The following is a 21783-nucleotide window of genomic DNA, read 5'->3' as shown; positions in this document are numbered from 1 at the left end:
AGGCGGTCCAACATGGGACAAAGGTTAGAGCGATAGGGAGTAGCGGTGGCTACGCGACAGACTAGTCCGGACCGGGTAAGAGCCTTCTCGGACGGTGTGTTCGCGGTGCTCATCACGATCCTGGTTCTCAAGCTCATCCCGCCAAGCTCCGACAGCTTCAGTGCCTTATTCACGCAGTGGCCTACGGGTCTGAGCTATGTCGTCAGCTACGTGTTCATCGCCATTGTCTGGGTCAACCACCATCACTTGTTCGGCTATGCGGAGGCGGCGACGCCGCAGCTGGTGTGGTCGAACTTCGCGCACCTGTTCTCGGTGTCGCTGATTCCGTTCACGACCGAGTGGATCGCCGATCGCAGGCTGGCGGCTGCACCGGTGGCGCTCTACGCGGCGGTATTCGTCCTGGTGAACATCACCTACGTCGCGCTGTGTTGGGAAGCGATCGATCGACCGGCCCATGAGGATATTTCGCGCCGCATGCGCCGGCTGCTGCGGATGAGATCGTTTGTGACGATCGGCGTGTTCGCAGCGGCAGCCCTGGTTGCGCTCAAATGGCCGGTGATCGCCATGGCATTGATTTGTCTCTGCCTGGTCGGCTATCTACGGCCGGATCTCCCTGGCGTTACCGCGGATTCGCGTCCAGAAGCTGCGGCATCACCGCCGCCCGACTCCCTGGCCACGGCGCCTGCGGTGGTGCGGGAGCAACCAGGCGGGGAAACCATGCGCGCGATCGTCTTGGAGAAGTTCGGCGGACTCGACAGCCTGGTTTACACCGAGATCCCCAAACCGCTACCCAAGGACGGCGAGGTCGTCATCAAAGTCCGGGCGTTCGGCATCAACCACGCCGAAATGCATATGCGCCGAGGGGAATGGCCAGAAGCCGCCGAAGTCAGCGGCATCGAATGCGTCGGCACCGTCGACTCCTGCCCGGGCGGCGAGTTCGCGGTCGGCGCCAAGGTGGCCGCACTCATGGGTGGGCTGGGACGAACCATCAACGGCAGCTACGCCGAATACACCCGTGTACGTGCGGCGAACGTCGCCTGCATCGACTCCGAGCTGCCGTGGTCGCAACTGGCGGCTCTACCGGAAACCTACGCGGTCGCATGGACATGCCTGTTCCGCAACCTCAAACTCGGTAAAGGGCAAACGCTGGTGATACGCGGGGCGACATCGTCGTTGGGCCAGGCCGCGCTCAAACTGTCCGTCGCCGCTGGCGCACGCGTCATCGCCACGACCCGCAGCCGCGCGCGTTCTCCCATGCTCGAGCGACTGGGCGCCGCACGAGTCGAGTTGGAATCACCTGTGCTGGCTGCTCAAATCGCGGAAGCCAAACAAATCGATGCCGTGCTCGACCTCGTCGGCAACAGCACCATCCTCGACTCGCTGGACTTGCTGCGCCGCGGGGGCACCGCCTGTCTGGCGGGATGGCTTGGCGGCCTGGACCCGATCGGCGACTTCAACCCGCTGGCACGCATGCCAAGCGGCGTGAATTGGTCCTTCTTCGGCAGCTTTATGTTCGGTAGCCCCGGATTCCCGCTGTCCGACGTGCCGCTGCAAGACATCGCAGCGCAGGTGGCCAACGGCCAACTCGACGCGCATCCGTCCCGAGTCTTCTCCTTCGAGCAGATTCGTGAAGCACACCGGATCATGGAGGCCGGTGAAGCTGGCGGAAAGATGGTTGTCGTCATCGAATGAGTCCTCCCATGCCACCAACCTCTGGACACCTCTGGGCCGGCTAGCCCATAATTATGGGTTGGGCGTCCCAGTCCATAGCGGCCTCGGAAGGAAGGACACCAGCATGGGTTTGGCATGGCAACAAGGCCCGTTGGCCACGGGGTCGGTAGGACATTTCCTCACACCGGAGCCGCTGCCAGAGCGGCTCCTCTATGCCGAGCCGCTGCGGCGGCGGATGCGAGTGCGTTTCGCCGACCAGTGGATCGTCGACAGCGACGACGTTGTGCTCCTGCATGAACCCGGCCGTTACCCGGTGGCCTACTTCCCAGAAACGGACATCCAGCCCAACATCCTGTTCGCGGAGGACCGGACCACCGAGCATCCCGAGCTGGGGACCGTGGCATGGTTCGCGGTTGGGGTGGCGGACCGCAAGGCCAACCACGCCGCCTGGCGCTACACCGCCTTACCGTCGTACGCCGCCGCGCTGGAAGGGCGGGTGGCGTTTGCGTGGCGTGGAATGGACGCCTTCTACGAAGAAGATGACCGCATCGTCGGACACGCCACAGACGCCTATCACCGCATTGACATCCGGTCGACCACACGCCACCTCGTAGTCCGCGACGGAGATCGGGTAGTTGCCGACACAAGGCGGCCGCTGGCACTCTACGAATCCGGTTTCGCACCGCGTTGGTATGTCCCGCGCGAGGACGTCGATGACTCTGCGCTGGAATCCGTTGACGGACAAACATTCTGCCCTTACAAGGGACTCGCCAGCTACTACGACGTCGGTAACCACAAACGCGCGGCATGGTCCTACACCCACGCCTGGCCGGAGGTGGGACGGGTGAGCAACATGGTGTCATTCGAACCCGACAAGATCGACGTCTACCTCGACGACACCCAGCTGCACCTCGAACCCGGCCAGACTGTCGTCTCGCACGGCATTGATCGGGGACTAGACCCGGACGAGATCCTGCAAAACCGCTCTCACCAGGAGCACTGATGAAAGCATCGCTGGAAGTCGTGATTCTGCCGGTCTCGGATCCGGATCAGGCACTACGGTTCTATCGCGACCAGGTCGGATTCAACCTCGACGTCGACTACGCACCCACACCCGACTTCCGCGTCATTCAGCTCACGCCGGAAGGGTCAAGCACCTCAATCCAATTCGGCGTCGGATTGACCGATGCGCCGGCCGGTTCGGTGCGTGGCCTGTACCTCGTTGTGGCCGACATCGAGAACGGCCGCCGCGAACTGACCGAGCGCGGCGTGAGTGTCAGCGACATCCGCCACAAGAACACCGAGGGTGGCTGGCGCGGCGACTTCCTCGACGGCGTCGACCCGGACCATGCCGACTATGCGAGTTTCGCCGACTTTCGTGATCTCGACGGCAATGCGTGGGTGCTGCAGGAGCGAGGCTATCGGCCAAGCTGACTGCTAGCTCGGTGGCCTGGGGGATGATGGGACGATGACCGCCGCCCCGTCAGTTCTGGTGTTCGATGTGAACGAAACACTCATCGACATCGATTCCATGGCGCCGATTTTCGAACGCATCTTCGGCGATCCACGGGTACTGCGCGAATGGTTCGGTCAACTCGTCATGTACTCGATGACCACGACGTTGTCGGGCCGCTACATCGACTTCCCCACCCTGGGCCAGGGAGTGCTACGGATGCTCGCCGGGACCCACGACGTGGATATCACCGACGACGACGCGCGTAGCCTCAAGGACGCCATGCTTACGATGCCGGCGCACCCCGATGTCGAAGACGGGCTCAGGGCGCTGCGCGACAACGGCTTTCGCTTAGTCACTCTGACGAACTCGCCGCCCAACCCCGACGGTCCAACCGCACTGGAACACGCCGGGTTGGCCGAGTTCTTCGAGCAACGGTTCAGCGTCGATGCCTGCCGCGCCTTCAAGCCCGCGCCCACCGTTTACCGATACGTATGCGAGCAGCTCAAGGTGACACCGGCCGAATGCATGATGGTCGCTGCCCACACGTGGGATACCGTCGGCGCGCAATCAGCCGGATTCGCCGGCGCGCTGATCACCCGGCGTGGCAACGCGGCGCTGCCGGTGCAGGGCTTGCCGCAGCCGACCGTCGTCGCAAATGATCTGCGCGATTTGGCGCGGCAACTATGCACGTCGTAAGGCGACCTCACAAACCCGGCGCGTCAAACGTCTTCTTCAGTAGATAGCAATTCAGTCGAAATGTCCGGAGGAGTTCTCATGTCGTCAGCCACCGCTTCGGCGCGTCATGTCATCGTCGGCTCACCGATCGGACCATTGACGCTGGTGCGCGACGATCACGGCCTGACCGGTCTGTATTTTCCCGGGCACTGGACCCGCCCGGATCCGGCATCGTTCGGACCACGAGTCGACGCAGGCGACGATCATGGATTCGATGAGGCCATCGTCCAGCTGACCGAGTACTTCCTCGGCGAGCGCCGGGAATTCAACCTGCCGCTCGATCCACGCGGCAGCGAGCGCGCCCGGCGTGTGTGGCGGCTGCTCGCCGAGATCCCCTACGGCCAGACCACGACCTACGGCGCACTGGCTCGCATGGTCGGCGGCGGCATCAGCGCACGCGCCATCGGTGGTTTTGTCGGCCACAATCCGCTGTCGATCTTCATCGCCTGCCATCGAGTGCTCGGATCGACGGGCAAACTCACCGGCTACGCCGGCGGCCTGGACCGCAAGCGATACCTGCTCGAGCTGGAGAAGGCCATCCCTGGATGAAGCCGCCGTTCGAGAAGGTCGTCGCCCAGCACGGCGCGACGGTGCTGCGGGTCGCTCGCGCGGTCCTCGGCCACGCCGATGCCGACGACGCCTGGTCCGACACCTTCCTGGCGGCGATGAAGGCGTATCCCGACCTGCCCGCCGACGCCAACCTGGAGGCGTGGCTGGTCACGATCGCCCACCGCAAGGCAATCGACATCATCCGCGCCACCTCCCGAAGGGCAATACCGGTCCCGGACCCGCCGGAACCGCCATCGCGAGACCGCGCCGAGCATCAGCTCGACCTGACCGACGCGGTCGCCGCTTTGCCCACCAAACAACGACAGGCGGTGGCCTACCACTACTTGGCCGGCCTCCCCTACGCCGAGATCGCCGCGATACTCGACAGCACCACCTCCGCTGCGCGGCGTGCAGCAGCGGACGGGATCGCGACGCTGCGACGCACCTACCGACCTGGAGCCCCATCATGACCACGGTTGACTTCTCCGCCCTGTATCCGGTCGACGACGACGACATCGCTCGTCTGCACGCACGTCTGGCAGCGGCCGCGGACACCCACGATGTGCTCGACGTCGCATACCGGACGGTCGACTCACCTGTTGGCCCACTGTTGATCGCCGCGACACCGGCCGGGCTGGTGCGGGTGGCATTCAGCAGCGAAGGACACGACGCGGTGCTGCAAGACCTCGCCGACCGCATCAGCTCACGACTGCTGCGGGCACCGTCACGTCTCGATGCCGTTGCACGTCAACTGGACGAGTATTTCTCCCGACGCCGCCACATATTTGATGTCCCGTTGGATTGGCAGCTGTCCAAGGGATTTCGCCGCACGGTGCTGGGTCATCTTGCAGTCGACGTCGATTACGGCACCACCGCCAGCTATGCCGCCCTGGCACGACTTTGCGGTTCTCCCAACGCTGTTCGCGCTGTCGGGACGGCCTGCGCCACCAACCCCATCCCGGTGGTGGTACCGTGCCATCGGGTCATCCGCACCGACGGGAGGATTGGCAGCTACCGGGGCGGCCCCGCTGCCAAGCGGGCGCTGCTCGATCTGGAAGGTTATGCGGCCAGAACAGAATCGAGCGCGGAATAGAACAAACCCAGGCCGTCGTCGGACGGCCCGGTCAGCGCTTCGATGGCATGCTCGGGATGCGGCATCAACCCGACGACGCGCCCGTTGGCTGAGCTGATGCCAGCGATGTCGCGCAGCGAGCCGTTGACATTGTCGTGGTATCGAAACACCACTCGGCCTTCGCCTTCCAACTCGTCGAGCACCCGCTCGGACGCCACATAGCGGCCCTCGCCGGACTTCAGCGGGACCAGCAGGTCGGCGTCCGGCTCGAACCGCGACGTCCATGCCGTCGCCGTCGACGCGACCCGCAGCCACACGTCTCGACACACGAAATGCAGCCCGGCGTTTCGGGTCAGCGCACCAGGCAACAACCCGGCCTCACACAAGACTTGAAAACCGTTGCAAATACCCAATACCGGCAGTCCGCGACCGGCGGCGGCAATCACTTCATCCATCACTGGTGCGAACCGGGCGATGGCGCCGGCCCGCAGGTAGTCGCCGTAGGAAAACCCGCCAGGCACCACCACCGCATCGACACCCTTGAGGTCGGCATCGGCGTGCCACAGGCTGACGGCCTCGGCGCCGACGGAGCGCGCCGCGCGGGCGGCGTCGACGTCGTCCAGCGTGCCCGGAAAGGTGATGACGCCTATACGTGCCGTCACTGCGGTTCCCGGCTCACGGTCCAGTCTTCGATCACGGTGTTGGCCAACAAAGATTCGGCGATCTCGGCAAGCTGAGAATCGTCGACACTGTCGTCTACTTCGAGCTCAAAACGCTTGCCCTGCCGTACATCTGAGACGCCGGCATGCCCTAGCCGACTCAGTGCGCCGACAATCGCCTGACCCTGCGGGTCGAGAATCTCGGCCTTGGGCATCACATGCACTACCACCCGGGCCACCGGCGCTCCTCCTGTGATCTGCTGCTTCGGCGCCAACTCTACCGATAGCGGACCAGGTCGCCTTACGGACACGAGGCGATGTAGGCCGCACATACCGGTCCCGTCATTGCGTCCAGGACTCCGGAGTCGGAGATCACCGGCCACGGCACCGAGGGAGGCCCCGACGACCACAGTGTCAGTTCGCTGAGTGTGCTGCTCTGCGGGTGCGAGACCAGGTAGGTGTGCATGACCACCGGGCCGCTGATCACCGCGGCCAGCCGATTGGGCTCGTCAGTGGTGACCGACGGGGACTGGGCCGGCGCCCCGCGCTGGCAACCGCGCAGGGCGGCGACGGCAGCATTGAAAACTGAGGATGCGAGCTGGCCGCCGAGCCAGGTGTCGCCGCGCCAGTGCAGGATTTGGGCCTGCAGCTGCCATTGTCCCTGCGGATTGGCCACCGTCGCGCGGGACGCGACCGCGGAGTTGCGAGTGTCCTGGGCGAACGCCGGGGCGGCACACACCTCCTCGAACCGGAACCGCGGTGACGTCGTCCCGGTCATCGGCACCGCCGCCCCCGCCAACGACGGCCAGCGGTACGTCGAGTTCAGCGGTATTGCCGACGGGGCGATCCATGCCGTGTCCGGGATCCGGTCGCATACCGGCGGGCAGGTCTCGGGATCGGCGTGAGCGACGACCGCCGACACCCGCGCGGCCACCAGGCCGCTTGCTACCAACATCGTGGCCAGGACTACGCGCATTGCAGGTACCCCCTGAGCGCACAATCGTAGACATGCAACTCACGCATTTCGGCCATTCCTGTCTACTCGCCGACTTCGGCCACACCACCGTCTTGTTCGACCCGGGAAATTTCTCGCACGGTTTTGAGGGCATCGCCGGCCTGTCCGCGATCATGATCACCCATCAGCACCCCGATCACGTGGACCAGGCGCGACTGCCCGCGCTACGCGAGGCCAATCCGGACGCTGCGCTCTATGCGGACCCGCAGACGGCCGCTCAACTCGGTGAACCCTGCCGGCCGGTGCAAGTCGGCGACGAGCTGTCGGTCGGCGAACTGACCATCCGCGCGCTGGGCGGCCGTCACGCCGTCATCCACCCGGAAATCCCAGTGGTGGATAACATCTCGTACCTGGTGGGTGACGGCGACCATGCGGCGCGGTTCATGCATCCCGGCGACGCGCTGTTTGTCCCGGACGAACCGGTGGACGTGTTGGCCACTCCCGCGGCGGCGCCCTGGATGAAGATCTCCGAGGCAGTCGACTACTTGCGGGCGGTGGCGCCGGCCCGCGCCGTGCCCATCCACCAGGGCATCATCGCTCCCGATGCCCGCGGTATCTATTACGGCCGGCTCAGCGAGATGACCGACACCGACTTCCAAGTGCTGCCCGAAGAAAGCGCGGTCACCTTCTGACCGCGGGAGCCGAACTAGGCGATGTCGCCGGCGGCGCCGCGGCCGGCGGCGCGACCGGAGAAGATGCATCCGCCCAGGAAGGTCCCCTCCAGGGCCCGGTAACCATGTACCCCGCCGCCGCCGAAACCGGCCACCTCGCCGGCGGCATAGAGCCCGTCAAACGGGGTGCCATCGGCCTTCAGCACGCGTGAGTCCAAGTCAGTCTCCAACCCGCCCAACGTCTTTCGTGTCAGGATGTGTAACTTGACAGCGATCATCGGGCCCGCTTTGGGATCCGCCAGACGGTGCGGGGCCACCACTCGGCCGAGTCGGTCACCCAGGTAGCCGCGGGCAGCGCGGATCGCCGTGATCTGGCTGTCCTTGGTGAAGCGGTTGGCCACTTCGCGGTCGCGGGCGGTGACCTCCTCTGCCACCGTCGCGTAGTCCAGTGGCAGCACACCGGGCGCCTTGTTCATCGCGGACACCAACTCGCGCAACGAGTCGGCGCTGACGAAGTCGACGCCACGATCGACGAACGCCTGTACCGGGCTCGGTGCACCCGACCGCGCCCGATTGCGCAGCAACTCACGCACACTGCGGCCGGTCAGATCAGGGTTCTGTTCCTGGCCGGACAACGCGAATTCCTTCTCAATGATCTTGGCGTTCAACACGAACCAGGTGTAGTCCTGGCCCGACCTGGCGATGTACTCCAGCGTGCCGAGCGTGTCGAAGCCCGGATACAGCGGCGCCGGCAGGCGCTTGCCGTTGGCGTCCAGCCACAGTGAAGACGGCCCCGGAATGATCCGGATGCCATGCCGCGGCCAGACAGGGTCATAGTTGGTGATGCCCTCCGTGTAATGCCACATCCGGTCGCGGTTGATCACCCGGGCGCCGGCCTTCTCGGCGATACCTATCATCCGCCCGTCGACGTGGGCCGGAACCCCGCTGAGCAGTTGCTCCGGGACCCGGCCCATCCGCTGAGGCCAGTTGGCCCGCACCATGTCATGGTTGCCGCCGATACCACCGCTGGTGACGACTACCGCCGGTGCGTGGAACTCGAACTCCGCCACCACTTTCCGGGACGACGGCACACCGCGCGGTTCCTCCGAAGGCTCCAGCACGCTACCCCGAACCCCGGTCACCGCCTCGCCCTCGACGATCAGCTCGTCCACCCGGTGGCGGTGCGCGAAATGCACCGTCGACCGGCCCAGCAGCCGGCGCGCGAAAATATCCACCAACGCCGGCCCTGTGCCCCACGTGATGTGAAACCGGGGCACCGAATTGCCGTGCCCGCGCGCGTCATAACCTCCGCGCTCGGCCCAACCCACCAGAGGAAAGATTCGCAGGCCTCGGGACCGCAGCCAACTTCGTTTCTCGCCCGCCGCGAAATCGACGTAGGCATGGGCCCATTGCTTCGGCCAGTAGTCCTCGGGCCGGTCAAACGCCGCGGTACCCAACCAATCCTGAAGGGCGAGCTCATGACTGTCCCGGATACCCAGGCGGCGCTGTTCGGGGCTGTCGACGAAGAACAACCCGCCGAACGACCAGAAGGCCTGCCCCCCGAAGTTCGCGCTGTTCTCCTGATCGACGATCAGCACCCGCAGACCGCGGTCCACCACCTCGCAGGCGGCCACCAGGCCGGCCAGGCCCGCCCCGACGACGATGACATCAGCTCGGGTATCACTCATGGCGCTACACAGTAGCGACCTCAGTGATCAGGCGGCGTCGAGCACCGCGTGATCGGCCCGCCACTGGTAGACGGTCGGTGTGCAGCCATGCATCTGCGCGAGGTCGACCGCGTCCAGCATCGCTTGTAGCGGCCCAGGCTTACGCAGATGATGGGCTGCCACCGCGACCCGGACGATGCCACCACGTCGGGCGACGCGTTCGGCCGAGAGCACCAGCATCCGGCACCACCACGGCTCGGACAGGAAGCCTTCGCCGATGCCCAACACCCGGGCACGCACAGTGGTGTCCCGGACCAAGTCGGTGATTCCGTGCAGGTCGGCCAGCAGTCGAAAACCATTGCGCGGCAATGCCTTGACTGTGCCGTGCGAGACATTCCAGCGCGGTGCCGCGAACAGCCGGGTGCGCAGTCCGACGTGCTCGAGCACGCGGTCGGCGGCCATCAGCCGCAGATTGGCCTCATGCGCCGGCAGGGCCGCGAACTCGCCGCGGCGCTTTTTGGTGGCGGCCTGGTCGTAGCCGTGCAGCACGATGGCGTCACCACCGGCGCGGCGGTCAGCCAACCACTCGATGGTGCGCGGATCACGGTCAAGCCGGTAGCCGCCTTTGAGGCGCGGCGCCACCAGCAACGACACCGGCACCGCCCTGGCGTCCATCTCCGCGCAGAAGGCGTCGACGTCGGCGAGGGTGCGTTCACCGATCTCGGAGACCGAGACGATCAATTTCCCAGACACACCACAATTTTGACGATGCCAGGTGTCCAAATGGTGACATCCATGCAGACACCAGGCATCGAGCCGGTCGTTGCGACCAGCTAATTCGGCAACACGGCCTCGATCGCGGCGATGACCTCGGGCGCGTCGGGCACCGTTCGGGGGCGAAACCGGTTGACCACTGTTCCACCAGGGGCGATCAAAAACTTCTCGAAGTTCCATTGCACGTCGCCGGCCTGTCCGCCCGCGTCGGGTGTCTTGGTCAGTTCCGCATACAGCGGATGCCGGCCCGGCCCGTTGACCTCGGTCTTGGCTAACAGTGGAAACGTCACACCATAGGTCGTGGAACAGAAGTTCTGGATCTCTTCGGCGGTGCCGGGCTCCTGACCCATGAACTGGTTGCACGGAACTCCGAGCACCGTCAGCCCGCGCTCGGCGTAGTTCCGGGCAAGCTTTTCCAGCGCACTGTACTGCGGTGTCAGCCCGCATTTGGAGGCCACGTTGACGACCAGCACGGCGCGATCGCCGTAATCGGCCAGCGACATCGGACGGCCATCGAGGGTGGTCAACGCGATTTCGGTCACGGTCATGACCCCAGACGTTACTTGCCCAGGGCAAAGTAGCTCAATGGGCTATCTAGTTTGTCGTTTAGGCTGATCCCGTGGTCGATCACGTGGATACCCCGTACCGCCGGGAGCAGCGGGTGACCGACGACGAATCGACCTATCCGGACACGCTCGACGCCCGCCTGCTCCGGATAGCCGGCGTGGCCGTCCTTGCCATGGTGATGGCGATCATGGACAGCACGGTTGTGGGTGTCGCCCAGCGCACCTTCATCGCCGAGTTCGCGTCCACTCAGGCCGTCGTCGCCTGGACGATGACCGGCTACACGCTCGCGCTGGCCACCGTGATCCCACTGGCCGGTTGGGCGGCCGACCGATTCGGCACCAAGCGGCTGTTCATGGGCTCACTGCTGGCGTTCACCGCCGGCTCGTTGCTATGCGCGATGGCGCCAAATATTACGCTTCTCATCGCATTTCGGGTGGTGCAGGGCCTCGGCGGCGGCATGCTGATGCCGCTTGCGTTCACGATCCTGACCCGCGAGGCAGGTCCGAAACGGATCGGCCGGCTGATGGCGGTGCTGGGGATACCGATGCTGCTCGGCCCGGTCTGCGGGCCGATTCTGGGCGGCTGGCTGATCGATACTTACAGCTGGGAGTGGATCTTCCGGATCAATCTGCCGATCGGCGTAACCGCATTCATCCTGGCGGCGATCGTCTTCCCCCGGGATCGTGGGACACCGTCGGAGGCATTCGACTTCGTCGGCATGCTGCTGCTCTCGCCCGGCCTGGCGACGTTGCTGTACGGCGTGTCATCCATACCCGGCCGCGGCACGGTGGCCGACCGCCATGTGTGGATGCCGGCAGCCATCGGTCTGGTGCTGATCACCGCGTTCGTGTTGCACGCGTTGTACCGTGCAGACCACCCACTGATCGACCTGCGGCTGTTCAAGAACCGGGAAGTCACCGCCGCCAACATGGCGATGTTGCTTTCCGCGGCAGCGCTTTTCGGCGCTGGGCTGCTTATCCCGAGCTGTTTTCAACAGCTGCTGCATCAAACGCCGCTGCAGTCCGGGATCCATATGATGCCCGAGCGGCTCGGCGCAATGGTGGCCATGCCGATTGCCGGTACGTTGTTGGACAGGCGTGGTCCGGACAAGATCGTGCTCGTCGGCGTCAGCCTGATCGCCGCGGGTATGGCCACCTTTGGATACGGCGTCTGGACCCAGGCGAGCTACTTACCGGTTCTGCTGGTGGGGCTGGTGTTGATGGGCATGGGCCTGGGTTGCACGACGATGCCGCTGGCGGCGGCCGCGGTGCAGTCGCTGGCTCGGCATCAGATCGCGCGGGGTTCGGCGCTGATCAACGTCAATCTCCAAGTGGCCGGGGCGATCAGCTCGGCATTGATGTCGGTAATCCTGACCAACGAGTTCAATCACAGCAAAAACATCTCCGCGGCAAACAAACTCGCGATGCTGCAACAGGGCGCTGCGCGACATGGGGTGGTGCCTGCCCCGACGCCATATCCCGGGCGGGCCCTCCCCCCCGACTTCATGAGTAACGTTTTGCACGACTTGTCACACGCTTACACCGCGGTGTTTGTGGTGGCTGCTGTGCTGGCGATGTTGGCGGTCATCCCGGCGGCGTTTCTGCCCAAGAGACCGGTTGCGGCCGACCAGCCGCCAATGATTGCCTGATCAGTCGTCGAACAGCATCGTCGCGATCCGCTCCACGCTGGCCATCGGATCGGCGGCCTTTGTGCGAGCGTCCACCGCGTCATTGAGCCACAGCATCGAAAACCCGTGCACCAGCGACCAAGCCGCCAGCTCCGCACCGGCGGGATCGGCTTTGGCGTGTCGGTCGCCCAGCGACGCCACCCCCCGGGAAAGCTCAGCGCCGGCAGCCGCCTCGGCGGCGGCCAGGTCGGGGTTGGAGGCGTCGAGCAGCGACTTGTCGAACATAACCCGGTAGTGGCCGGGATGGTCGATGGCAAACCGCACGTACGCCAGCGCGGCATCGAGGAATCTGGGGCGGGCATTGTTCAGCGCGGCGGCCAGTAGCTCGAACCCTTGCGCGGCCAGCGCGGTGAACAGGCCCCGCCGGTCGCTGAAGTGGTGCGCAGGCGCGGCATGCGATACGCCCGCCTCCCGGGCCAACTCGCGCAGTGACACCCGGTCGGCGCCCCGTTCGGCCACCAGCCGCGCCGCCTCGGTCAGGATGGCCGCCCGCAGGTGGCCGTGGTGGTAGGTCGGTCGAGTCATAACCCCAGCATAGCGGACTAACTTGACACTGACTAGTTCCGCGCTTACGCTGGTCGGTACAAAACTTGTCATCGTCTAGATTGGAGGCGGAGATGGCTCCGTTGATCACCTTGGTGGCGGGAAGCATCGTCGCCCGGATCGTCGGCTGGCTCGGCGTCCACTATGTGGACGGCTGGATCAAAGCGATCGCCGTCGGGCTGGCGGCGATGTTCGTCCTGACCGCGGTCGCCCACTTCGTGGCGCCGCTGCGCGGCGACTTGATTGCGATCGTGCCGCCGCAGCTGCCGGCGCGAGGTCTGCTGGTCACCATCACCGGCGTACTGGAGTTCCTTGGCGCCGTCGGCCTGCTGCTTCCGGTCACCCGCACTCCGGCAGCCGTTTGCCTGCTGCTATTGATGCTGGGGATGTTTCCGGCCAACGTCTACGCGGCGCGGATGCCGGATCCGCCCAAGTCGATGACGACGCAGCTACCCCTGCGCACCGCTGAGGAGATCGTCTACCTGGCCGCTGCCATAGTGGTCGCGATCGGCAGCAGCTAACACCCAGGCGTATTGGAACGCCACCTCTTTCCAGCGCTCGTAGCGCCCGCTGATACCACCGTGGCCGGCAGCCATCTGAGTCTTCAACAGCACGGGATTACCGTCGGTTTTGCTGTGCCGCAACGCCGCAACCCACTTCGCAGGCTCGACGTAGTACACCCGGGTGTCGTTGAGGGAAGTCATCGCAAGAATCGGTGGATACTTTCGGGCGGCGACGTTCTCGTACGGTGAATACGACTTCACGTAGTGGTAGACGTCGCGATCTTTCAACGGGTTCCCCCATTCATCCCACTCGGTAACGGTCAGCGGCAGCGATGGATCCAAAATGGTGGTGAGCGGGTCGACGAACGGTACTTGCGCCAGGATTCCGGCGAAGAGATCGGGTGCCAGGTTGGCGACCGCACCCATCAGCAAGCCGCCCGCGCTGCCACCCTGTGCCACCAGCTGCTCTGGCCCAGTCAGCCCGGAATTCACCAGATGGTTTGCGACAGCGACGAAGTCGGTGAAGGTGTTCTTCTTCTCCAACAGCTTGCCGTGCTCGTACCACAGGCGGCCCATCTCGCCACCGCCGCGGACATGCGCGATGACGAAAACCATCCCGCGGTCCAGCAGCGACAGCCTGGGAATGGAGAAGCGTGGGTCCTCGCAAATCTCGTATGCGCCGTAGCCGTAAAGCAGGGCCGGGGCGGGAAATTCAATGTCGACGCGGTGCACGATCGAGATCGGAATCCGGGCGCCGTCGGATCCGTATGCCCAATCGCGACGTTCGACGTAGTCCTCGCGGCGGTAGTCGCCGAGCACCGGCTGCTCACGCAGAAGTGTGCGCTCGCCGCTGATCAGGTCCAAGTCGTAGATCTGTACGGGGGTGACAAATGAACCCGCACCGATCCGCAGCTTGGGTGAGTCCCAGTTCGGGTTGGCACCCAGCCCTGTTGACATCAACTCGGACTCGAAAGTGATCTCTTCGGGCCGTCCATAGACGTCGCCCTCGATGGGCCACAGCTGGATTCGCGGCAGCGCCTCACGGCGGTAGCTGACCACCAGATGTCCGGCGAAGGCGTCGACGGCGTCGAGCCGGACGTCGTCCCGGTGGCCGATCAGGATGCGTTGCGCGGCGGGGTCGCCGACCGGAGCCTCGACCAGCGTGAAGTTCACCGCGCCGTCGTTGTGCAGTATCAAAAATCGGTCTTCGCCGCCGACGACCGCGTGTTCCACCGAATACTCCACGCCGTCACGACGGGGCAACACGGTAGCGAATTCCGCGTGCGGATCGGCAGCGTCCGCGTAGCGAATCTCCGAGGTGATGGCCGACCCCGACACGATCAGTATGTACGCGTCGCTGCGGGTGCGCCCCACCGCAAGCCAGAACCGCTCATCGGGTTCGTGATACACCTTCTCGGCCGGCAAACCTGAGGCGAGCCGATGCCGCCACACCGCATCCGGTCGCCAAGCCGCGTCCAGCGTGGTGTAGTAGACGGTTTTGTTGTCGGTGGCCCAGGTCGCGCCCGCGCCGATGCCGACTATCTCATCTGGGTACTGCTCGAAGGTGCGTAGGTCTTTGAACCGCAACGTATACCGTTCATCGCCGACCACGTCGACGGAGTACGCAAGCACATTGCCGTCGGGGCTGACACTGGCTGCGCCCAGCGAAAAGAACTCGTGGCCCTCGGCTTCGACGTTCTCGTCGAGCAGCACCTGTTCGCCGGGGATCTCGGTGTGCTCGTCGAAGATCGGCGGATGCCAGTCATCGGGGTCAGTTACCGGGCAACGGCATTGGACACCATATTGCTTTCCCTCGAAGCTGCGGGCGTAGTACCACCAGTCACCGCGCCGGATCGGCACCGATAGGTCGGTTTCCTTGGTCCGTGCCTTGATCTCGTCGAAAATCTTCTGCCGCAACGGCTCAAGCCGGGCAGTGGTCCGGTCGGCGTAGTCATTCTCGGCTTCCAGGTGCGCGGTCACTTCCGGGTTGGACTTGTCACGCAGCCATTCGTACGGATCGAGGAAGACGTCGCCGTGAAACTCTCGCCGGCTCTCCACCCGTTTGGCGACTGGCGGCTTGATCGAGTCGCTCATGCCCGTGGCCCGATCCAGTCGTCGAACGATCGCCCGGAAATACGTTCGTAGGCCTCGATATAGCGGGCGCGGGTGGCGTCGATGATGCTCTGCGGCAGCGGCGGCGGAGGCACCGATCCAGCGCGGTCCCAGCCGGACTCGGGACTGGTCAGCCAGTTACGGACGAACTGCTTGTCGAAACTCGTCTGCACCACCCCGGCCCGGTATTCGTCGGCCGGCCAGTACCGCGAGGAGTCGGGTGTGAAGACTTCGTCGGCGAGCACCAGGTTGTCGTGGGCGTCGATCCCGAACTCGAATTTGGTGTCGGCGATGATGATTCCCCTCCGCAGTGCGTGATCGGCGGCCTGCACATAGATCTGCAGCGTACGATCTCGCAACTGATTGGCGCGGACCGCACCCAGCATCTCGATCACCCGGGCGAACGGGATGTTCTCATCATGCTGTCCCAGTTCGGCTTTCGTCGCCGGGGTGAACAGCGGTGTGGAGAACTTGCTGGCCTCGACCAGCCCTGGCGGCAACGGGATACCACAGAGTTTGCCGGTCTTCTGGTAGTCCAACAACCCGGAGCCGGTCAGGTAGCCGCGGGCAACACATTCCACCGGGAGCATCTGGAGCTCTCGCACCACCAGCGCGCGACCGAGGACCTCGTCGGGGATGCGCGGATCGTCGGCCGGGCCGGCCAGGTGGTTGGGCGCCTCGACGAAGTCGAAGAAGAACACGCTCATCGCGGTCAGAATGCGGCCTTTGTCGGGAATCGTGCTGTCGAGCACATAGTCGAACGCCGAAATCCGATCGGTCGCGACAAACAACAGGTGCTTGTCGTCGACGCGGTAGAGCTCACGGACCTTGCCGCTGGCCAGGTGCCGATAGTCGGATAGAGCGGGACGCACCGGGCCAGCGTAGCCGGGCGACAATGCAGACCTGGAAGGTCTGCTGTGCTGGGATCGGGGCTATGAGATCGCGCATTGTCCCCTACGCCGCTACCCCCGGCCGGCTGCTGGCCCAGTTGTTCAGCGACGTCGCCGTCGTCATATGGACGTTTGTGTGGGTGCTCGTCGGTTTGGCCGTACACCACGCGGTATCCACCATCGCCGGGGTGGGACACCAACTCGATCACGGTGCGAGCGGCGTCGCCCACAACCTCGAGTCGGCCGGCCATAGCGCTGATCGCATCCCGCTGGTGGGCGATGCTGTCAGCAAGCCGCTCACCGCGGCCAGTAAGGCGGCCCTCGACATCGCCGGTGCCGGGCACAACCTGGACACCACCGCGACCTGGCTGGCGGTGGTGCTTGCCATGGCGGTTGCCGCGCCGCCGGCCCTCGCGCTGGTGGTGCCCTGGTTGGTGCTGCGGCTGCGGTTTTTCCGACGCAAATGGACAGTCACCGCCCTCGCCACCACACCGGCCGGCGAACAGCTGCTGGCGCTGCGGGCGTTGGCCAACCGGCCGCTGCGCCGGCTCACCGCCGTGAGCGCCGACCCGGTCGGTGCATGGCGCCGTGAGGATGCCGAGGCCATCCATGGATTGGCCGGGATCGAGGTGCGGTCGGCGGGCATCCGGGGATTTCGGCGCGGATCTGTGCGCTGAGCGACGATAATCGCGCCGAAATCGCTTGCAACGCGAGACGTGACGACTGCGTCCGTCTAATGTGGACGATTTTCTGCGCCGTCAGGACGGCCTGATCACCCGTTCGCAGGCCACCGGCTGCGGACTGAGCGACGCTGCGATCAGCCGACGGTTGCGATCCGGACACTGGCGTCGCTGTGGCCCGGGTGTGTACTTCGTCGACGACCGACCGTTTACCACCGCTACGCGGATCCGGGCGGCAGTGTGGAGTTACGGTCAAAAAGCCGTGGCGAGCGGCCTGACCGCCGCTTGGTGGCATGAGCTTGTCACGTTCACGCCGACGATCATCGAGGTGACCATGCCCCGGAATTCGCATGGTCGGGCACGTCGGGGCATCCGGGTCAGACGGCGCGACCTCGCGCCGGCCGACATCGTGGAACGCAGAGGGTTACGGGTTACCGGCCTCGCGTTGACGGTGGTGGAAGCGGCGGCGCGCCGCGGCGGCGGCCCCGCGGTCATGGACCGAGCGCTGCAACGCTGCGCGGAGTTGCCTGAGCTATGGCGTGCACACCTACGCAACAAAGGACGCTACGGCTCGCCGGCCGCTCGGCGGATGCTGCAAGCAGCCAGCGACGGGGCGCGCTCGCACGCCGAGCGGCTGCTCGTGAAGTTACTGCGCGATGCGGGCATTACGGGATGGGTCGCCAATTATCCGGTCGGCCGATACCGCGTCGATGTCGCATTCCCGGAAGCCAAGGTCGCCATTGAAGTCGACAGCTGGGCCTTCCATAGCGACAGGGAAGATTTTCAGCAGGACCGAGAGCGACAGAACGCTATCTCCCTGCTTGGCTGGCACGTACTGCGTTTCACCTGGCTGGACCTCGTCGAGTATCCGCAGCGAGTCCTCGCCCAGATCCGTTCTGCGATTTCGGCGCGATAATGGTCGCTCAGCGCAAGAAAGCGCGCCGAAATCGCAGAAGACCGGCGACCACCACAATCAGCCACACCGCGAAGGCGTTCCAGAAGAAAACCAACGACACCGTCTGCATCGCCCGCACACCGAGTTCGTCGGCCATGGCGTGGGTGGCCGCGGAATACATGCCCAGCGGGAACACCAGCGACCACCAGACCCCGGCGAACTGCAGCACCTCAGGCCGGCGGCTGATGCGGTGGAGCCCGAAGTAGATCAGCGGCGGTATCCACAGCGTGGCCGCCACCCAGGTCACCACGGTTACTGCCTGCACCGCCGCGGCCAGCCATCCGGAGAGCTGCGGTTCGAGATGATCGCCGGCCAGCGTCGCAATCGCCAGGCCGCCCATCATGATCCAGCTGTCGGGCTCGATGCCGTCGCGGTCCTGCCGCTCGGCGATGGCGCGCCACAGGATCAGCCAGGTCATCAGGGCGTAGGTACCGATCGCCGCCAACCAGATCGGCACCGCGACCACGAGCCACCAACGGTGACCGATGTAGTAGGACGCCTCCGCCATCACGATGGCCAAGCCCGAGGTGCCCACACTGGCCAGCTCCCACGCGCCGTGAGCATGGTCTCGCAACGACACCCAGCGGTGCGCCCACATATTGCGTGCGGTGAGCGCTATCAAGATCAGCCAAGCAGCCAGCGCAACAACGCCGAGTATCCACAGCACCACCACATTGGACGACAACCGGCTGTCGAGCACCGCGCACGCGGCCACGAACGTGAACAACCGCAGCCCGACATCGGGATCTCTGAAGTCCCAGAACACCATTCGGCTTTTCGCGACGGCGGCGACAATGACAACCACAACGAGGACCACGAGTCCGACCGAGGCCACGACGCCCAGCGTGTCGCTGAGCGTGGTGTAGTGGTGATTACGCGCGGCGATCGACAGGATGCCGGTAGCCATCACCGCGGCGAATACATCCGGCGTCGGCTCGATATCGGAGAGCCGAATCTTCACGAATCGCCGAGCAACTCGACGACCAGATGCCGGATGCCGGTGTGCCGGTTGCTGCGAGTCCATTCGACGGGCTGCACGACGCGCACGGAACCGAAGCGCGAGAGCAGTTCCTCGAATAGGACCCGTAGCTCCAGCCGAGCCAGGTTGGCGCCCAGGCAGTAGTGCACGCCCTGGCCAAAGCCCAGATGCGGGTTGGGTTTACGGCGGATGTCGAACTCGTCGGCACGGTCGAACACGCTGGCATCTCGGTTGGCCGAGCCCTCCCAGATCTGGACCTTCTGTCCCGCTTGGATCGCCTGTCCGCCCAGCGTGACGTCGCGGGTGGCCGTGCGCCGCTTGGACGGCGAGGGCGAGGTCCACCGAACCATCTCCTCGACTGCGGTCGGCAGCATGTCGAGATCGTCACGCAGCGCACGCAATTGCTCCGGGTGCTCGGCCAGGGCCAGCAGCCCGCCACCGACCGCGTTGCGCGTCGTCTCGGCCCCGGCGCTGAACAGCAGGCTGAAAAACAGGTACACCTCGAGATCCGACAGGGCCGGCTCTTCTGCATCGTCGAGCATGGCGTTCGCCACTACCGACAACATGTCGTCGGTCGGTTCGGCACGCTTCGATGCAATCAACTCCTGGCCGTACGTGTACATCCGCGAGCTGGCCTCTTCGACAGACAGCTGCGAAAGCGACGCCTTGCGCGAACCGCCGAAGTCGAACTGCGGCTCGATGGCCTCGAACAGCCAATGTCGTTCGGATTCAGGCACTCCCAGCAAGATGCAGATCATCTGCATCGGCAGTTCGGCGGCGATGTCAACCAGGAAGTCGAACGGATCGCCCGGCACCACGGCGCCCAGCAGCCGTCGCGCCCGGGCCCGCAGGTCGTCTTCGACTCGCCGAATCATCCGCGGTGTCAGCCCCGAGCTGACGAGTCGCCGGATCTTCGAGTGCCGCGGGTCGTCCATCATGTTGAGCACCTGGCCCGCGATGGCCAGGTCCTGCAGCAGCGTTCCGCCGAACGGTCGCTTCCCCCCGGTGACCGACGAGTACGTCACCGGATCACGCAGCACCTCAATGGTTTCCGGGTAGGTGGCGACGGACCAGAAGCCCTCTCCGTCGGGGGTGTTGTCGGTCGGTTTGTGCCAGTACACCGGCGCCTCACGCCGATGCAGGGCGAACAAGTCGTGCGGAAAACCGTTGGCGAAGTTGTCCAGATCGGTGAAGTCGATGCTTGAAAGCGCGCCGGCCAGAGTCACAGGATCTCCCCCGGCGTGTACTTGGCGGCATCCGGATAGCGGGCGACCAGTGCGTCCACCGCGGCGGCCACCGCGTCGATCTGGTCGCCGGCGGCTCCGACGAATGCCTGCTTGTCGGCCAGTGCGGCGTCGAGTGCGGCCCGGTCCAGCGGCAGCCGGGGGTCGGCCGCAAGCCGGTCCAAAAGGTCGGGCTCGGTGCCGTGTTCCCGCATCGCCAGCGCGGCCGCCACGGCGTGCTCACGGATCACCTCGTGCGCGGCCTCTCGGCCCAAACCGGCACGCACCGCGGCGATCAACACTTTGGTGGTGGCCAGAAATGGCAGGTAGCGCTCCAGCTCGCGCTGGATGACCGCGGGGTAGGCGCCGAACTCGTCGAGCACCGTCAGCATCGTCTCGATCTGCCCGTCGACGGCGAAGAAGCTGTCCGGCAACGCCACCCGGCGCACCACCGAGCACGACACGTCGCCCTCATTCCACTGCGCCCCGGCCAGTTCGGCGACCATCGACGCGTAGCCGCGCAGGACCACCTGCAGCCCGTTGATCCGCTCGCAACTGCGAGTATTCATCTTGTGTGGCATCGCCGACGAGCCCACCTGGCCCGGCGCGAAACCCTCGGTGACCAGGTCGTGCCCGGCCATCAGCCGGATGCTGTGCGCCAGCGATGACGGCCCGGCGCCCAGCTGCACCAACGCGGAGACCACATCGTGGTCCAGGGAACGCGGATATACCTGCCCGACGCTGCTCAAAACCGTTGTGAATCCCAGGAAGTCCGCGACGCGCCGCTCGAGTTCGGCAAACTTCGCGGCATCACCGCCGAGCAGGTCGAGCATGTCCTGTGCGGTGCCCATCGGTCCTTTGATGCCGCGCAGCGGATACTGGTCGATCAACTCTCGTAGCCGGGTCAACGCGAGCAGGGTCTCCTGCGCCGCGCTGGCGAAGCGCTTGCCCAACGTGGTGGGCTGCGCGGCGACATTGTGACTGCGCCCGGCCATCACCAGATCGCGGTAGTTCACGGCTCGCTCGGCCAGCCGGGCCACCACCGCGACGCCGTGGGAGAACACCAGTTCCAGCGACCGGCGGATCTGCAGCTGCTCCACGTTCTCGGTGAGATCGCGGCTGGTCATGCCCTTGTGCACCTGCTCGTGGCCGGCCAGCGCGTTGAATTCCTCAATGCGGGCCTTGACGTCATGGCGCAGCACCCGCTCGCGGGCGCTGATCGAGGCCAGGTCGACGTCGTCGAGCACCCGTTCGTAGTCAGCGATCGCCACCGCGGGCACGTCCACGCCCAGTTCCGCCTGCGCCCGCAGCACCGCCAGCCATAACCGCCGCTCGGCGACCACTTTGGCTTCCGGCGACCAGATCGCGACCATTTCGTCGCTGGCGTAGCGGCCGGCCAGAACATTGGGGATCGTCACGAACACACAGCTTACGG

The 21783-nt window shown here is 65.3% G+C and carries 24 protein-coding genes and 1 pseudogene; 13 read left to right on the top strand and 12 right to left on the bottom strand.

Annotation, left to right across the window (positions count from 1 at the left end; genetic code table 11):
• Nucleotides 1–45 precede the first annotated feature (45 nt).
• The 8 genes and pseudogenes from AWC06_RS23900 to AWC06_RS15515 all read left to right on the top strand — a co-directional run.
• Nucleotides 46–315 (top strand): annotated as a pseudogene (locus tag AWC06_RS23900) (TMEM175 family protein); the annotation flags it as partial.
• 402 nt (nt 316–717) lie between these two features.
• Nucleotides 718–1692 carry a zinc-binding alcohol dehydrogenase family protein gene (locus AWC06_RS23895; RefSeq protein ID WP_169715366.1) on the top strand — a complete coding sequence of 325 codons (975 nt, stop codon included), beginning with the start codon at nt 718–720 and terminating at the stop codon, nt 1690–1692.
• Between the two features lie 103 nt (nt 1693–1795).
• Complete coding sequence (locus AWC06_RS15540) at nt 1796–2674, top strand: DUF427 domain-containing protein (RefSeq protein ID WP_085198877.1); 879 nt, start codon at nt 1796–1798, stop codon at nt 2672–2674.
• Nucleotides 2674–3105: a VOC family protein gene (locus AWC06_RS15535; RefSeq protein WP_085198876.1), complete on the top strand. Its 432-nt coding sequence runs from the start codon at nt 2674–2676 to the stop codon at nt 3103–3105. The genes AWC06_RS15540 and AWC06_RS15535 overlap by 1 nt, the downstream gene beginning before the upstream one ends.
• A gap of 34 nt (nt 3106–3139) precedes the next feature.
• Complete coding sequence (locus AWC06_RS15530) at nt 3140–3823, top strand: haloacid dehalogenase type II (protein WP_085198875.1); 684 nt, start codon at nt 3140–3142, stop codon at nt 3821–3823.
• A gap of 78 nt (nt 3824–3901) precedes the next feature.
• On the top strand, nt 3902–4411 hold the full coding sequence (locus tag AWC06_RS15525; protein ID WP_085198874.1) for a methylated-DNA--[protein]-cysteine S-methyltransferase: 510 nt from the start codon (nt 3902–3904) through the stop codon (nt 4409–4411).
• Entirely contained in the window at nt 4408–4881 is a 474-nt protein-coding gene (locus tag AWC06_RS15520) for an RNA polymerase sigma factor (protein ID WP_085198873.1), read from the top strand. Before AWC06_RS15525 ends, AWC06_RS15520 begins: the two co-directional genes overlap by 4 nt.
• Nucleotides 4878–5504, top strand: a complete 627-nt coding sequence (locus AWC06_RS15515) for a methylated-DNA--[protein]-cysteine S-methyltransferase (protein ID WP_085198872.1) — start codon at nt 4878–4880, stop codon at nt 5502–5504. Before AWC06_RS15520 ends, AWC06_RS15515 begins: the two co-directional genes overlap by 4 nt.
• Here the strand turns inward: AWC06_RS15515 and purQ are convergent.
• From purQ to AWC06_RS15500, 3 genes are all read right to left on the bottom strand, one after another.
• On the bottom strand, nt 5471–6145 hold the full coding sequence (purQ, locus tag AWC06_RS15510) for a phosphoribosylformylglycinamidine synthase subunit PurQ (protein WP_085198871.1): 675 nt from the start codon (nt 6143–6145) through the stop codon (nt 5471–5473). The two genes, AWC06_RS15515 and purQ, sit on opposite strands and share 34 nt — an antisense overlap.
• On the bottom strand, nt 6142–6381 hold the full coding sequence (gene purS, locus AWC06_RS15505; protein WP_085198870.1) for a phosphoribosylformylglycinamidine synthase subunit PurS: 240 nt from the start codon (nt 6379–6381) through the stop codon (nt 6142–6144). The genes purQ and purS overlap by 4 nt, the downstream gene beginning before the upstream one ends.
• Nucleotides 6382–6443: 62 nt before the next feature.
• The gene (locus AWC06_RS15500; protein WP_085198869.1) at nt 6444–7118 is read right to left on the bottom strand and encodes an ATPase; all 675 of its coding nucleotides are present in this window, start codon (nt 7116–7118) and stop codon (nt 6444–6446) included.
• Nucleotides 7119–7150: 32 nt separating this feature from the next.
• Here AWC06_RS15500 and AWC06_RS15495 point away from each other — a divergent pair, with 32 nt between their 5' ends.
• A complete protein-coding gene (locus AWC06_RS15495; RefSeq protein WP_085198868.1) occupies nt 7151–7789 on the top strand; it encodes an MBL fold metallo-hydrolase in 639 nt (212 codons plus the stop codon).
• Nucleotides 7790–7803: 14 nt separating this feature from the next.
• On the opposite strand, the gene AWC06_RS15490 is transcribed toward AWC06_RS15495, so the two are convergent.
• The 3 genes from AWC06_RS15490 to AWC06_RS15480 form a co-directional block, all read right to left on the bottom strand.
• Nucleotides 7804–9456 (bottom strand): FAD-binding dehydrogenase, encoded by a 1653-nt coding sequence (locus AWC06_RS15490; RefSeq protein ID WP_085198867.1) that lies wholly within the window; start codon nt 9454–9456, stop codon nt 7804–7806.
• Between the two features lie 27 nt (nt 9457–9483).
• Entirely contained in the window at nt 9484–10188 is a 705-nt protein-coding gene (locus AWC06_RS15485; protein WP_085198866.1) for a DUF2334 domain-containing protein, read from the bottom strand.
• A gap of 80 nt (nt 10189–10268) precedes the next feature.
• Nucleotides 10269–10757, bottom strand: a complete 489-nt coding sequence (locus AWC06_RS15480) for a glutathione peroxidase (protein ID WP_085198865.1) — start codon at nt 10755–10757, stop codon at nt 10269–10271.
• An 83-nt stretch (nt 10758–10840) separates the two neighbouring features.
• Here AWC06_RS15480 and AWC06_RS15475 point away from each other — a divergent pair, with 83 nt between their 5' ends.
• Nucleotides 10841–12424, top strand: a complete 1584-nt coding sequence (locus AWC06_RS15475) for a DHA2 family efflux MFS transporter permease subunit (protein WP_372457992.1) — start codon at nt 10841–10843, stop codon at nt 12422–12424.
• On the opposite strand, the gene AWC06_RS15470 is transcribed toward AWC06_RS15475, so the two are convergent.
• A complete protein-coding gene (locus AWC06_RS15470; RefSeq protein WP_085198864.1) occupies nt 12425–12988 on the bottom strand; it encodes a TetR/AcrR family transcriptional regulator in 564 nt (187 codons plus the stop codon). It abuts the gene before it with no gap.
• Nucleotides 12989–13080: 92 nt separating this feature from the next.
• Between AWC06_RS15470 and AWC06_RS15465 the strand changes: the two genes are divergently transcribed.
• Nucleotides 13081–13527, top strand: a complete 447-nt coding sequence (locus tag AWC06_RS15465) for a DoxX family protein (RefSeq protein ID WP_085198863.1) — start codon at nt 13081–13083, stop codon at nt 13525–13527.
• Here AWC06_RS15465 and AWC06_RS15460 read toward each other — a convergent pair.
• Nucleotides 13456–15603: a S9 family peptidase gene (locus AWC06_RS15460; protein ID WP_085198862.1), complete on the bottom strand. Its 2148-nt coding sequence runs from the start codon at nt 15601–15603 to the stop codon at nt 13456–13458. The two genes, AWC06_RS15465 and AWC06_RS15460, sit on opposite strands and share 72 nt — an antisense overlap.
• Nucleotides 15600–16493, bottom strand: coding sequence for a phosphoribosylaminoimidazolesuccinocarboxamide synthase (locus AWC06_RS15455; RefSeq protein WP_085198861.1), 894 nt, complete (start codon nt 16491–16493; stop codon nt 15600–15602). The genes AWC06_RS15460 and AWC06_RS15455 overlap by 4 nt, the downstream gene beginning before the upstream one ends.
• 62 nt (nt 16494–16555) lie before the next feature.
• Here AWC06_RS15455 and AWC06_RS15450 point away from each other — a divergent pair, with 62 nt between their 5' ends.
• On the top strand, nt 16556–17188 hold the full coding sequence (locus AWC06_RS15450) for a hypothetical protein (RefSeq protein ID WP_085198860.1): 633 nt from the start codon (nt 16556–16558) through the stop codon (nt 17186–17188).
• 61 nt (nt 17189–17249) lie between these two features.
• Nucleotides 17250–18107 (top strand): type IV toxin-antitoxin system AbiEi family antitoxin domain-containing protein, encoded by an 858-nt coding sequence (locus AWC06_RS15445; protein WP_085198859.1) that lies wholly within the window; start codon nt 17250–17252, stop codon nt 18105–18107.
• 7 nt (nt 18108–18114) lie between these two features.
• On the opposite strand, the gene AWC06_RS15440 is transcribed toward AWC06_RS15445, so the two are convergent.
• From AWC06_RS15440 to purB, 3 genes are read right to left on the bottom strand one after another with little or no spacing between them, the layout of a single operon-like run.
• Entirely contained in the window at nt 18115–19107 is a 993-nt protein-coding gene (locus tag AWC06_RS15440) for a tellurite resistance/C4-dicarboxylate transporter family protein (RefSeq protein ID WP_085198858.1), read from the bottom strand.
• Nucleotides 19104–20351 carry a cytochrome P450 gene (locus tag AWC06_RS15435; RefSeq protein WP_085198857.1) on the bottom strand — a complete coding sequence of 416 codons (1248 nt, stop codon included), beginning with the start codon at nt 20349–20351 and terminating at the stop codon, nt 19104–19106. The genes AWC06_RS15440 and AWC06_RS15435 overlap by 4 nt, the downstream gene beginning before the upstream one ends.
• Entirely contained in the window at nt 20348–21766 is a 1419-nt protein-coding gene (purB, locus tag AWC06_RS15430; RefSeq protein ID WP_085199036.1) for an adenylosuccinate lyase, read from the bottom strand. The genes AWC06_RS15435 and purB overlap by 4 nt, the downstream gene beginning before the upstream one ends.
• Between the last annotated feature and the right edge of the window lie 17 nt (nt 21767–21783).

It is taken from the genome of Mycobacterium fragae, from assembly GCF_002102185.1.
GTDB classification, from domain to species: domain Bacteria; phylum Actinomycetota; class Actinomycetes; order Mycobacteriales; family Mycobacteriaceae; genus Mycobacterium; species Mycobacterium fragae.
Note: the sequence above shows the minus strand (reverse complement) of the source record. Positions and strands in the feature narration are given on the sequence as shown.